The organism is Pseudomonas sp. MIS38, from assembly GCF_019891575.1.
GTDB classification, from domain to species: domain Bacteria; phylum Pseudomonadota; class Gammaproteobacteria; order Pseudomonadales; family Pseudomonadaceae; genus Aquipseudomonas; species Aquipseudomonas putida_A.
In genome coordinates, this window is sequence record NZ_JAFLXF010000008.1 from 110,597 (window position 1) to 123,545 (window position 12,949).

A 12,949-nucleotide genomic window follows, 5' to 3' on the forward strand; every position below is an offset into this window, starting at 1 on the left:
CACAAAAGATTGGCAAGAGAGTAGCGCAGTCGCGATCAGGCTTCATTGTCCATCCCCGGTTGCGTCTGCAACGGCAGGTGCAGGGTGATGCTGGTGCCGCGCCCGTCGATGCCGTCGGCGACGCTGATCCGGCCGCCATGCGCGCCGACCATGCCCTGACAGATCGCCAGCCCCAGACCGGTGCCCTGCCCGCCGCGATCGCCGCGCGCGGCGGTGTAGAACATGTCGAAAATTTTCGCTCGCTCGTCCTCGGGAATCCCCGGGCCTTCGTCGCTGACCGTGAAGAAGATCTCTTCGTTATTGGCACCAGCACTCAATTGCAAACGCCCGTGTGGCGGCGAGAAGCGTGCAGCGTTTTCCAGCACATTGACCAGCGCCTGCTCGATCAGCGCCGCATGCACGAACAGCAGCGGCAACTCGGACGGCACATCGGTGCTGACCTGCAACGGCGCGAGCACCGCACGCAGGCGATTGAGCGAACTGCCGACGATGTCCGCCGGCGCTACCCAGTCGCGCGCGAGCTTCAATGCACCATGGCCGAGGCGGGTCATGTCCAGCAGGTTCTGAATGTAGCGATCGAGGCGTTCGGCTTCGTCGCGGGTGCCTTCGAGCAACTCGCGGCGATCCTCCAGCGGAATGGCTTCGCCGAGGGCCAGCAGGCTGTCGATGCTGCCGCGCATGGCGGTCAGCGGTGTGCGCAGATCATGCGATACCGAGGCCAGCAGCGCACTGCGCAACTGCTCGGTTTCACCGTGCAGGCGCGCGGCTTCCAGATCGTCCGCCAGTTGCGCCCGCGCCAGCGCCTGCGCCAGTGGCTGACTCAACGCGGTGAGCAGGCGTCGACGCTGGCCGCTCAAGGTCTGGCCCTCTTTGGCGCAGACCCCGAGCAGCGCCAGCGGCCCGTCCTCCACCGACAGCGGCCACCACCACCAGCGACCGAAAGGCAGCGTGCCGGTGCCCATGCCGGCCGGTTGATCGTGTTGCCAGGCCCAGTCGGCGGCGGCGCGCTCCGATTCGCTGAATTCCAGAGGCCCGCCGGTCTCGACTTTCCAGCCGCCCTGCCCGTCGCGGTTGAGCAGGCACAATTGCAGATCGCTCCAGCCGTTGAGGTGCTGCGCCGCAGCGCTGACTACCGCCTGACGATCCGTTGCCGCAGTCAGTTTGCGCGACAGATCGAGCAGCTCCGTGGTCTCTTCCTGCGTATCGCGCAACGCCTGCAACTGCCGCCGCTGACGCGCCGCGAGATTGCCGGTGAGCGCCGCCATCAGCAGGAAGAACAGCAAGGTCAGAACATCTTCTTCGCGCTGGATGGCGAAGGAAAAATTCGGCGGAATAAACAGAAAATCGTAAGTCAGAAACGACAAAGCCGCGCAGGCCAGCGCCGGGCCCAGACTGCTGCGCACCGCCACCAGCAACACCGCCGCGAGGAACACCAGCGAGATGTTCGGCAGCGGCAAAATACTCGATACCGCCCAGGCCAGGGCACTGGCCAACAGCGTGGCAACCAGCGCCAACAGATAGTCGAACCAGACCAGCGTCGGCGTCGTTCGCAGGCGCTGTTGCGGGTGCTCATGGTCGTTGTCGAGGACGTTGATTTCCAGGCCGTGGGCCTGGCGCAGCAAACGCGCGGCGAGCCCGCCACCGAACAGGCGACGGCGCAGACTCGGCCGCGACTGGCCGACCAGCAGCAGACTCGCCCGGCGTTCGGCAGCATGCTGAATCAGGGTTTTCGCCACTTCGCCGGCGCGTAACAACACCACTTCGCCGCCGAGGCGTTCGGCCAGTTGCTGGGCATTTTGCAGGCGCAGGCGCGATTGCTCGTCGCGCACTGTGCCGTTGTCGACATGCACCAGACTCCACGGCAAATGCCGGCGCTGGGCCACGCGGCTGGCGTGACGCACCAGGCGTTCGGCATGCGCATCGCCATCGACGCCGACCAGCAAACGCCCGCGCACCGCCGGAGCTGCCTGACCAAGTTGGCGATAGCCTTGCGCAAGATCGTTATCAACCTGCGCGGCCGCCGTTTGCATCGCCAGCTCGCGCAACGCGGTGAGGTTGGTCTGGGTGAAAAACGCATCGATCGCCGCCCGCGCCTGCTCCGGCACGTAGACCTTGCCTTCGCGCAGACGCTCCAGCAATTCACGCGGCGGCAGGTCGATCAGCAGCAGTTCGTAGGCTTCCTGCAGCACCCAGTCCGGCAGGGTTTCGCGCACCTGCACGCCGGTGATGCCGCGCACCTGATCGTTGAGACTTTCCAGGTGCTGGACGTTGACCGTGGTGTAGACGTCAATGCCGGCGGCGAGCAGTTCCTGAATGTCCTGCCAGCGCTTGGCATGTCGGCTGCCGGGGGCGTTGGTGTGCGCCAGTTCGTCCACCAGCACCAGCTTGGGTTTGGCCGCGAGCAGGCCGTCGAGGTCCATTTCTTCGAGCATCACGCCACGGTATTCCGAGCGCACCAGCGGCTGCTGCGGCAAACCGCCGAGCAGCGCTTCGGTCTCCGCGCGGCCGTGAGTTTCGACGACACCGGCGATGATTTTCACGCCCTGGCGCAATTGCGTGTGCGCGGCCTGGAGCATCGCGTAGGTCTTGCCGACCCCGGGGGCGGCGCCGAGGAAAATCTTCAGCCGGCCACGGCCGTCGCGGGGCAGGTCTGCTAACAGCGCGTCGGCGCGGCCGGAGTCGCTCATGCTTGATCTCTTCAGTCAGATGTTTATGCGTTGCCAGTTATGGCCTCTTCGCGAGCAAGCTCGCTCCCACAGGTTCAGTGTTGCTCTTGTGGGAGCGAGCTTGCTCGCGAATGGCCGCGCCGCAGAATTACAGTTTTTCCAGCGCCATGTTCAGCTCCAGCACGTTCACCACCGGCGGCCCCACCAGCGGCTGTTCGATGTGCGCATCGAGCAGTTGCTGCAAAGTCGACATAGGCAGGTTGCGCGCTTGCGCGACACGCGCCAGTTGATAGGCAATTGCCGCCGGTGGCAAGTGCGGATCGAGGCCGCTGCCGGAGGTGGTCAGCAGCGCCAAGGGCACCGGCCCCTGGCCGGGCACCTGCAACTTGTTGGCGTCGTCGATCACCCGCGTGGCCAGCGCCGGATTGCTCGGCGCCAGGTTGCTGGCGCTGCTGGAAACGGTCGCGAAGGCGCCCGCCGAAGGGCGCGGATGGAACCACGCATCACCGACGAAATCCTGGGCGATCAACGACGAGCCGCGCACCTTGCCATCGGCGTCGTGCACCAGGCTGCCGTTGGCCTGTTCAGGGAAAGCGACCTGCGCAACGCCGGTCACCACCAGTGGATAGGCCACGCCGGTGATCAGGGTCATCAGCACCAGCAGGCTCAGGGCCGGACGTATCATTGTGGACATTGCAAAATCCTCGAATTCGTTGGGCAAACTTTTGCGGGGTACCAGGGAGATCTTTTCCCCCTCACCCCAGCCCTCTCCCCCAAGGGGGCGAGGGGAAAGGGAGCCGATCTCTGCGCTTTTCCAGACCTGAGTTCGGCTCGCTATCCCAGGTCGGTACGCCTCTTACAAACACCTCGATCAGTCCCCTCTCCCTCCGGGAGAGGGTTAGGGTGAGGGGCTCTTCCAACCTCAAACCAAATGCAAAGCCGTGAGCAGCATGTCGATCGCCTTGATCCCCACGAACGGCACCAGAATCCCGCCCAGTCCGTAGATCAGCAGGTTGCGCCGCAGCAGTGCCGCGGCACTCGCTGCCTGCACGCGCACGCCACGCAGTGCCAGTGGAATCAGCACGACGATGATCAAGGCGTTGAAGACGATCGCCGAGAGGATCGCGCTCTGCGGACTGGTCAAGTGCATGATGTTCAGCACGCCCAGTTGCGGATAGATCGCGGCGAACAGCGCCGGCAGAATCGCGAAATATTTGGCGACGTCGTTGGCGATGGAGAAAGTCGTCAGCGCGCCACGGGTCACCAGCAATTCCTTGCCGATCTGCACCACGTCCAGCAGCTTGGTCGGGTCGCTGTCGAGGTCGACCATGTTGGCTGCTTCGCGTGCGGCTTGCGTGCCGTCGTTCATCGCCATGCCGACGTCAGCCTGGGCCAGCGCCGGGGCATCGTTGGCACCGTCGCCGCACATGGCGACCAGACGACCGTCGTTCTGCTCAAGGCGGATACGCGCCAGTTTTTTCTCCGGAGTCGCTTCGGCGAGCACGTCATCGACGCCCGCTTCAGCCGCGATGGCCGCAGCGGTCAACGGGTTGTCGCCGGTGACCATCACCGTGCGAATCCCCAGTTTGCGCAGCTCGGCGAAACGCTCACGAATGCCTGGCTTGACCACGTCCTTGAGATGGATCGCACCCAGTAGCTTGCCGTCGGCGCAGACCAGCAACGGCGTGCCGCCGCTCTGCGCGATCTTGTCGATTTCCCGCGACAGCGCCGGGGCCAGATCGGAGCGTTGTTGACCGAGGAAGGCCAGCAGCGAATCGACTGCGCCCTTGCGGTACACGCGGCCCTGATAGTCGACACCGGACAAACGGGTTTCCGCACTGAACGGCACGGCAGTCAAGGTATCCAGCGCCGGTTCGGTTTGCGGGTGCAGACCGCGCAGGTACTCGACGATCGATTTGCCTTCGGCCGTTTCGTCGGCCAGCGAGGCAAACAACGCACCTTCAGCCAACTCGCGACCATTCACGCCCGGCGCGGCATACACCGCGCTGCAACGGCGGTTACCGAAGGTGATGGTGCCGGTCTTGTCCAGCAGCAACACATGCACGTCACCGGCCGCTTCCACAGCACGCCCGGATTTGGCGATCACGTTCAGCCGCACCAGACGATCCATCCCGGCAATACCGATGGCGGACAACAGGCCACCGATGGTGGTCGGAATCAGCGTGACCAGCAGCGCCACCAGGAACACCAGCGGCAGGTTGCCGTTGGCGAAATGGGCGAACGGCTGCAGGGTCACCACCACCAGCAGGAAGATCAGGGTCAGGCCGATCAGCAGGATATCCAGCGCGACTTCGTTCGGGGTCTTCTGGCGCTTGGCGCCTTCGACCAGGGCGATCATGCGATCGAGGGTCGACTCACCCGGGTTGGCGGTGATCTTCACCAACAACCAGTCGGACACCAGGCGCGTGTTGCCGGTGACCGCCGAGCGATCGCCGCCGGACTCGCGAATCACCGGCGCCGATTCACCGGTGATCGCCGCTTCGTTGACCGCCGCGATCCCTTCGATGACTTCGCCGTCACCGGGGATCATCTCCCCCGCTTCGACGCGCACCACGTCACCTTTGCGCAGACTGGCGGCAGGCACCACCTGAAAGCTGCCGTTGGCCAGTTTGCGCCGCGCGCTGAGGCCTTCGCTGCCAGCCTTGAGGCTGTCGGCGCGGGCCTTGCCGCGACCTTCGGCCAAGGCTTCGGCGAAGTTGGCGAACAGCACGGTGAACCACAACCACAGAGCAATCTGCGCGGCGACGAAAGTCGGCACGACGTTGTCCGGGATGAAGCACAGCACGGTGGTGAAAATCGCCGTCAGTTCGACCACCAGCATCACGGGCGAACGCACCAGCTGGCGCGGGTCGAGCTTGACGAAGGCTTGCACCAGCGCCGGACGCCACAGGGCCGAGATCGCGGTTTTCGGTGCTTCTGCCGACTTCGTCGGCACCGCAGGTTTTGCAGGAACATGCATATTCATGATCGATTCCTTAGAAGCCCATGCTCAAGTGTTCAGCAATCGGACCGAGCGCCAGAGTCGGCAGGAAGGTCAGGCCGCCCACCAGCAAAATGGTCACGGTCAACAGGGTCACGAACAGCGGGCCGTGGGTCGGGAAGCTGTTCTGGCCGATCGGTGCGGTTTTCTTCATCGCCAGGCTGCCGGCCAGGGCCAGTACCGGCAGGATGTAGCCGAAGCGACCGATCAACATGCCCAGACCGAGCATCAGGTTGTGGAACGGCGTGTTGGCACTCAGGCCACCGAAAGCCGAACCGTTGTTCGCGCTGGCCGAGGTGTAGGCGTACAGCAGTTGGCTGAAACCGTGCGGGCCGGGGTTGCTGATGGTCGCCGCCGGGCCAGGCAAAGCCGCCGCGATGGCGCCGAGTACCAGCACGCCCACCGGCATCACCAGCAAGGTCACCACCAGCAATTGCACTTCCCGCGCCTGCAGTTTCTTGCCGAGGTATTCCGGGGTGCGGCCAATCATCAGGCCGGCGAGGAACACCGCAATCAGCACGTTGAGCAACATGCCGTAGAGCCCGGCACCGACGCCGCCGAAGATCACTTCGCCGACCATCATGTTGACCAGCGCGACCATGCCGCTGAGCGGGTTGAGGCTGTCGTGCATGCCGTTGACCGAACCATTCGATGCTGCGGTGGTGGTCACCGACCACAGCACAGTGGCGGTGGTACCGAAGCGTGCTTCCTTGCCTTCCAGTGGCGCGGTCTGTTCGACCGCGACATTGTTCAGCGCCGGGTTGGGCTGATATTCGGCCCACAGCGAAGTCGCGCCGCCGATCAGGAACAGTGCGAGCATGCAGGCGATGATCGCGCGGCTCTGACGCTGGTCTTTCACGTAATGACCGAAGGTGAACACCAGCGCTACCGGAATCAGAATGATCGACGCGAGTTCGAACAGGTTGCTCCACGCGGTCGGGTTCTCGAACGGATGCGCCGAGTTCACACCGAAGAAGCCACCGCCGTTGGTACCCAGTTGCTTGATCGCAATCTGGCTGGCCGCCGGGCCAAGCGGGATCACTTGATCAACGCCCTGCATCGTCACCGCGTTCACATATTGCGCGAAGGTCTGCGGCACGCCCTGCCAGACGAGGTACAGCGCCAGCAGCAGGCACAGCGGAAGCAGGCCGTAGAGGGTGGCGCGGGTCATGTCGACCCAGAAGTTGCCCAGGGTCTTGGTCGACTTGCGACCGATGCCACGGCACAGCGCAACCAGCACCGCCAGGCCGGTGGCGGCACTAACGAAGTTCTGCACGGTGAGGCCGACCATCTGGCTCAGATAGCTGAGGGTCGCTTCACCACTGTAGGACTGCCAGTTGGTGTTGGTCATGAAACTGACCGCGGTGTTGAACGCCTGGGTCCATTCCTGGCCCGGCAGGTTTTGCGGGTTCAGCGGCAGGTGATCCTGAAACAACAGGATCGCGAACAGCAGCAGGAAACCGGCGAGGTTAAACGCGAGCAAGGCCAGCGTGTACTTCTGCCAGCTCTGCTCAGCCTGCGGATCAACCCCGGCAATCCGATAGCAACCGCGCTCGACCGGGCCGAGAATCGGCGTCAGCCAGGTGCGCTGACCTTCCATCACCTTGTAGTAAAAGCGCCCGAGGAACGGCGCCGGCAGCAAGACCACCGCAAAAAACGCGAGGATCAGCCAATAGTCATAACTGTGCATAGCCGCTCCTAGTTCCGGTCCGCGCGCAACAGCGCAACCAACAGATAAATGAACAGCCCGGCTGCCAACAGCAGGGACACCCCGTCCAGAACGCTCATGGAAGATCTCCGTTTTACGGCGTATTGCCGCGTGTGGAGGCATTGTCGGAAAGGAGGCTGTAAAGGAACGAGACCGAGGGGGTTAGCTGGGCATAAAGAAAGCGTAAAGAGTGGGTTTATGCGTTCGTTACAGGTGGGTTTTGCGTCGTGTTGGCGGGCCTCTTCGCGAGCAAGCTCGCTGCCACAGGGGATTTGTGAACGCCACAGATCCAATGTGGGAGCGGGCTTGCTCGCGAAGACGGCATAACTGCCAGCATCGCACCCAACTGGCGCACAAAAAACACTCATTCAGCCGCGAACATCCCCGATACGACAGCTTTCAGCGCATTACGACCTGACTCCCAGCAATGGCACGCCCGCTGCACACGCCCTCCCCCGAGCTTTCCAAACCGTTCCGGGAGCAAGCGCATGAACACACAACTCAAACCCACGCTGGGCACCTTGCACCTGTGGGGCATCGCCGTCGGGCTGGTGATTTCCGGCGAGTATTTCGGCTGGAGTTACGGCTGGGGCGTGGCAGGCACGCTGGGTTTTCTGGTGACCTCGTTCATGGTCGCCACGATGTACACCTGTTTCATCTTCAGCTTCACTGAACTGACCACGGCGATTCCGCATGCCGGCGGGCCGTTCGCTTACAGCCGTCGTGCGTTCGGTGAGAAAGGCGGGCTGATCGCCGGGCTGGCCACGCTGATCGAATTCGTTTTCGCACCACCGGCGATTGCGCTGGCGATCGGCGCCTACCTGAATGTGCAATTTCCAGCGCTCGACCCGAAACACGCGGCAGTCGGCGCCTATATCGTGTTCATGACTTTGAACATCCTCGGGGTGAAACTGGCCGCGACGTTCGAACTGATCGTCTGCGTGCTGGCGGTGATCGAATTGCTGGTGTTCATGGGTGTGGTCGCACCGGCGTTCAGCTTCAGTAGCTTTGCCCTGAATGGCTGGGCCGGTTCCGATGTGTTCGGGCCGCCAGCGATTGCCGGGATGTTCGCCGCGATTCCATTTGCGATCTGGTTTTTCCTCGCCATCGAAGGCGCGGCGATGGCTGCCGAAGAAGCCAAGGATCCGAAGCGCACGATCCCCAAGGCCTACATCAGCGGGATCCTGACCCTGGTGTTGCTGGCGATGGGCGTGATGTTCTTCGCGGGCGGCGTCGGTGACTGGCGCACCCTGGCGAACATCAACGATCCGTTGCCGCAGGCGATGAAGACCGTGGTCGGCGACAACTCCGGCTGGTTGCACATGCTGGTGTGGATCGGCCTGTTCGGCCTGGTGGCGAGTTTCCACGGGATCATCCTCGGCTACTCGCGGCAGTTCTTCGCCCTCGCCCGCGCCGGTTACCTGCCGGCGTCGCTGGCGAAACTCTCGCGCTTCCAGACCCCGCACCGGGCGATCATCGCCGGCGGCATCATCGGCATCGCCGCGATCTACAGCGATGGTTTGATCAACCTCGGCGGCATGACCCTCACTGCGGCGATGATCACCATGGCCGTGTTCGGCGCGATCGTGATGTACATCATGAGCATGCTCAGCCTGTTCAAACTGCGCAAATCCGAACCGAATCTAGAGCGTACTTTCCGTGCGCCGTGCTACCCGCTGATTCCGCTGATCGCACTGGTGCTGGCAGTGGTATGCCTGATCGCCATGGCTTGGTTCAATGCACTGATCGGGCTGATTTTCCTTGGCTTCATGGCGGTCGGCTTCGGCTACTTCCTGCTCACCGGGCAACTGCGCGCTGACGCTCCGGCCGATGCGATGCTGACCGGCCGCTGAGGGATTTCGGGTACACCGGGCTTAACCGGCCTAGAATGGAACCACTGCGAACTCACTTCGCTCAAAGTGGTATGCAGCGTCGCTGGCGAAACCCTCGCCCGCCGAGCTGCCATTAAGGAGAGCCGTTATGCCCTGGTATGCCTGGTTGATTCTGGTCGTTGCAATCGGCTCGATCGTTGGCGGATTGATGATGCTGCGCGACACCGCCAACAAGGTTGAACTGACCGATGAAGAACGCAAACGCGTTGCGCAGCGCAACGCCGAAGCGGACATCAAAGACGCGCAGGATCGCTGAACGAAGAACCCCGCCTGAATCGGCGGGGTTTGTTTTTTGTGGGAGTATTAACTCCAAGGATCGTGTTGGACTCAGCGGCGCGCTTTTAAGAAGTAGAAGTACAGTCACCATGTCATTTACCTTGGTTAAGATGGTGGTCTTGTTGCGGAGAGTTCCACATGCGTTACTCGCAAGATCATAAAGCTCAAACCCATCAGCGGATCATCAAGGAAGCCTCGGCGCGATTTCGCAAAGACGGCATTGGTGCTACCGGTCTGCAACCCCTGATGAAAGCACTGGGGCTGACCCACGGCGGCTTTTACTCACACTTCAAATCCAAGGACGAACTGGTCGAAAAAGCCTTGCAGGAGGCGAGCGATCAAGTCGATGGTCTGTGCGCCGAGATCTTTGCCAAGGAACAGCCGCTGCAGGCGTTTATCGACACCTACCTGTCCGAATGGCATCAGACCTCCCCGCACGAAGGCTGTCCGCTGCTGACCATTTCCTCAGAGCTGGGTCTGCGCGGCCAGCCGAGCCCGACCAGTGATGCGGTACTCAATGCCCGACTGAGTCAAATCGAAGGCACCCTCGAGGGCGACAACAACGCCGACCGGGCCATTGTCATCATGTCGACGCTGGTCGGCGCGCTCTTGCTGTCACGCAGTGTCGCTGACGCCGAGTTTGCCCAACGCATCCTCGACGTCACGCGCGATCACCTCAAGCAATCGCAGGACTAAGCCTGCCAGCGCTTGAACAGCACACTGGCATTCACTCCGCCAAAACCGAAACCGTTGGACAGGGCATACTCGATTGGCATCGACCGCGCCTGACCGTGAACGATATCTACACCCGCACTCGCCGGATCGGGATTGTCGAAGTTGAGCGTCGGCGGGACGACCTGATCGCGGATGGCCAACAAGGTGAAGATCGCTTCCAACCCGCCGGCAGCGCCGAGCAAATGCCCGGTGGCGGATTTGGTCGAAGTCACGGCGATTTTATTCTCCGTACCGAACAGCGCCTTGATCGCTGCCAACTCACCAAGATCGCCCACCGGCGTCGAGGTCGCATGCGCATTGAGATGCTGCACCTGATCTGGCGCAACACCCGCCTGAGCCAGCGCCAACTGCATCGCGCGTCGTGCACCGCTGCCGTCCTCCGGCCCGGCGGTGAGGTGATAGGCATCGGCAGTGGTGCCGTAACCGACCAGCTCAGCCAAAGGCTGCGCGCCACGTGCCAGCGCATGCTCCAGCGATTCGATCACCAGCAGACCGGCGCCCTCGCCCATCACGAAACCATCGCGACCACTATCAAAGGGTCGTGAGGCACGTTCGGGGGTGTCGTTGTAACCGCTGGACAACGCTCGCGCCGCGGCAAAACCGGCCAGGCTGACCCGATCGATGCAGGCTTCCGCGCCACCGCAAACCGCGATATCCGCTTCACCGGCACGAATCATCCGTGCAGCATCGCCAATCGCCTGGACCCCGGCAGCACAAGCAGTCACCGGTGCGCCGAGCGGGCCTTTCAAAGCGTGCTGGATCGACACATGACCGGCCGCCAGATTGACCAGAAACGATGGAATGGTGAACGGCGACAGCCGACGCGGGCCACGACTGTCGGTGGTGCGTACGGCGTCGGCGATTGCACCGAACCCGCCAACACCGGAGCCGATGATGGTCGCGGTGCGCTCCTGATCCTTGGCCTCGGACGGCTGCCATCCGGCTTGCGCCAACGCTTGGCGCGCCGCTTCCATGGCGAACAGGATGAAGCGATCCATCTTCTTCTGCTCTTTGGGCGGCGTGGCAAGATCCGGATCGAAACCGGCCTCGACGTCCTCCGCCGCCGTTTGCACCATCCCGGCGACCCGGGTCGGCAGATCCGCGCTCACCGCCTCCGGCAAATTGCGCAAGCCCGAGCGCCCGGCGAGCAAACGCTGCCAGACAATCTCGAGATCACTCCCCAAAGGCGAAACCAGGCCCATTCCGGTGACAACAATTCGACGCTGACTCATACCGCAGTTACCTCTGATCAATTTTTGTAGCGTTCAGCCGCGGAGCTGCGCGACAGATTCGGTGCCATGACATGTCGTGCACGCACAAAGGCCTGCCATTCACCTGCGTCAGGCAGCGACGGGATGGTAATCAACTCGCCCTGATCCAGACCGGCGAGCGCCGCATCGACCATCTCGCCGGCCTCCATCACCATCTCCGCCGGAATGCCGCTGGCATCGATGCCGGAACGCTCCCAGATTTCAGTGCGGGTAACGCCAGGCAACACCGCTTGCACCTTCACGCCAGTGCCTTCGAGCTCGGCGTTGAGCGACTGGGTCAGGCTCAATACGTAGGCTTTACTCGCGCTGTAGGTTGCATTGAAGCGTTCCGGAAACAGCGCCACCACCGAGGCGATATTGATGATCGTGCCGCGTCCAGCCTTGGCGAAACTGGCGGCGGCTGCCGAGGCCAGCAACGTCACGGCGGTGACGTTCAATTGGATCAGACGCTCCAGTTGCTCGGCGTCGGAATTGGCCAGCAGGCCATCGGCCGCCACCCCGGCGTTGTTCACCAACAGCGTGATGCCTGAATCAGTGCGCAGGCGTTGCTGGAGTTTGAGGACATCGTCCTTTTGCGTCAGGTCGGCTTTGAGCACTTCGACCTTTACACCGTGCGCTTCGCGCAACTCGCCCGCAGCGCTTTCAAGACGCTGTTGATCGCGTGCCACCAACAGCAAATCAAAACCACGCGCTGCCAGCCGCTGCGCGTAGACGGCACCGATACCGGACGATGCGCCAGTGACGACAGCGGTACCTTGAGACTGGACTGAACTCATGAGAGCGCTCCTGAAACATATTGGGAGATAGGCCTCCAACGCTCACAGGCCTGGAGGTGACGGAAATTATTATAGGCATAATCCAAAAACAATATGATACCCATAATTTTCAGCTCACCGACAAACGCGACGCCGCTCCCTCTGTTGCATCGCTGCCACCAGAAAGCAGAAAGGCCGGTCAATGACCGGCCCCTTGGCGTTGAATAATCAGCTTAGTTCACTTCCAGCTTGTCGCGGTTGCGATCCAGGATCGCCTTGCCGATACCCTTCACTTCAAGCAGTTCATCGACGGACGTAAACGGCCCGTTTGTTTCACGGTAAGCAACAATCGCTTTCGCCTTGGCCTCACCCACTCCTGCCAGTTCCATCTGCAGAGTGGCCGCGTCGGCACCGTTCAGATCGACTTTATGATTTTCAGAAGTAGCTGATACGCCCATCACCAAGGGCGCCTTGCTCGCATCAGAAGAAGCCGAAGGCGCAGCCATGGCGGCAATCGAGGCGCTGGTCAGCAGGGCGAAAATCAGGGAGTAGAAATAGCCGGTACGCATAAGTGACGCTCCATCATCAATTGAGAAAGCAGCTTTTCCGAAGCTGCTCTACAAACTTAGGCGATGATCGGGACAA

At 62.3% G+C, this 12,949-nt stretch carries 11 protein-coding genes; 3 read left to right on the top strand and 8 right to left on the bottom strand.

Features of this window, described 5'->3' with window-relative positions; genetic code table 11:
- Positions 1-35: 35 nt before the first annotated feature.
- The 5 genes from J1G18_RS11755 to kdpF form a co-directional block, all read right to left on the bottom strand.
- Entirely contained in the window at positions 36-2,687 is a 2,652-nt protein-coding gene (locus J1G18_RS11755; protein WP_135296298.1) for a sensor histidine kinase, read from the bottom strand.
- A gap of 127 nt (positions 2,688-2,814) precedes the next feature.
- The gene (kdpC, locus tag J1G18_RS11760) at positions 2,815-3,360 is read right to left on the bottom strand and encodes a potassium-transporting ATPase subunit KdpC (protein ID WP_096794945.1); all 546 of its coding nucleotides are present in this window, start codon (positions 3,358-3,360) and stop codon (positions 2,815-2,817) included.
- A gap of 228 nt (positions 3,361-3,588) precedes the next feature.
- The gene (gene kdpB, locus J1G18_RS11765; RefSeq protein WP_223007718.1) at positions 3,589-5,652 is read right to left on the bottom strand and encodes a potassium-transporting ATPase subunit KdpB; all 2,064 of its coding nucleotides are present in this window, start codon (positions 5,650-5,652) and stop codon (positions 3,589-3,591) included.
- A 10-nt stretch (positions 5,653-5,662) separates the two neighbouring features.
- On the bottom strand, positions 5,663-7,357 hold the full coding sequence (gene kdpA, locus J1G18_RS11770; RefSeq protein ID WP_027612451.1) for a potassium-transporting ATPase subunit KdpA: 1,695 nt from the start codon (positions 7,355-7,357) through the stop codon (positions 5,663-5,665).
- A gap of 8 nt (positions 7,358-7,365) precedes the next feature.
- The gene (gene kdpF / locus J1G18_RS11775; RefSeq protein ID WP_007963673.1) at positions 7,366-7,455 is read right to left on the bottom strand and encodes a K(+)-transporting ATPase subunit F; all 90 of its coding nucleotides are present in this window, start codon (positions 7,453-7,455) and stop codon (positions 7,366-7,368) included.
- A gap of 408 nt (positions 7,456-7,863) precedes the next feature.
- On the opposite strand from kdpF, the gene eat reads away from it, so the two are divergent.
- The 3 genes from eat to J1G18_RS11790 all read left to right on the top strand — a co-directional run bounded on the left by eat (position 7,864) and on the right by J1G18_RS11790 (position 10,239).
- Positions 7,864-9,228, top strand: a complete 1,365-nt coding sequence (eat, locus tag J1G18_RS11780; protein ID WP_007963671.1) for an ethanolamine permease — start codon at positions 7,864-7,866, stop codon at positions 9,226-9,228.
- A 127-nt stretch (positions 9,229-9,355) separates the two neighbouring features.
- Positions 9,356-9,523, top strand: coding sequence for a DUF2897 family protein (locus J1G18_RS11785; RefSeq protein WP_003226857.1), 168 nt, complete (start codon positions 9,356-9,358; stop codon positions 9,521-9,523).
- Between the two features lie 158 nt (positions 9,524-9,681).
- Positions 9,682-10,239: a TetR/AcrR family transcriptional regulator gene (locus J1G18_RS11790; RefSeq protein ID WP_134787031.1), complete on the top strand. Its 558-nt coding sequence runs from the start codon at positions 9,682-9,684 to the stop codon at positions 10,237-10,239.
- On the opposite strand, the gene fabF is transcribed toward J1G18_RS11790, so the two are convergent.
- The 3 genes from fabF to J1G18_RS11805 all read right to left on the bottom strand — a co-directional run bounded on the left by fabF (position 10,236) and on the right by J1G18_RS11805 (position 12,873).
- Positions 10,236-11,510 carry a beta-ketoacyl-ACP synthase II gene (gene fabF / locus J1G18_RS11795; RefSeq protein ID WP_223007720.1) on the bottom strand — a complete coding sequence of 425 codons (1,275 nt, stop codon included), beginning with the start codon at positions 11,508-11,510 and terminating at the stop codon, positions 10,236-10,238. The two genes, J1G18_RS11790 and fabF, sit on opposite strands and share 4 nt — an antisense overlap.
- Positions 11,511-11,527: 17 nt before the next feature.
- Complete coding sequence (locus J1G18_RS11800; RefSeq protein WP_098964929.1) at positions 11,528-12,325, bottom strand: SDR family NAD(P)-dependent oxidoreductase; 798 nt, start codon at positions 12,323-12,325, stop codon at positions 11,528-11,530.
- Between the two features lie 212 nt (positions 12,326-12,537).
- Positions 12,538-12,873: a ComEA family DNA-binding protein gene (locus J1G18_RS11805; RefSeq protein WP_223007722.1), complete on the bottom strand. Its 336-nt coding sequence runs from the start codon at positions 12,871-12,873 to the stop codon at positions 12,538-12,540.
- Between the last annotated feature and the right edge of the window lie 76 nt (positions 12,874-12,949).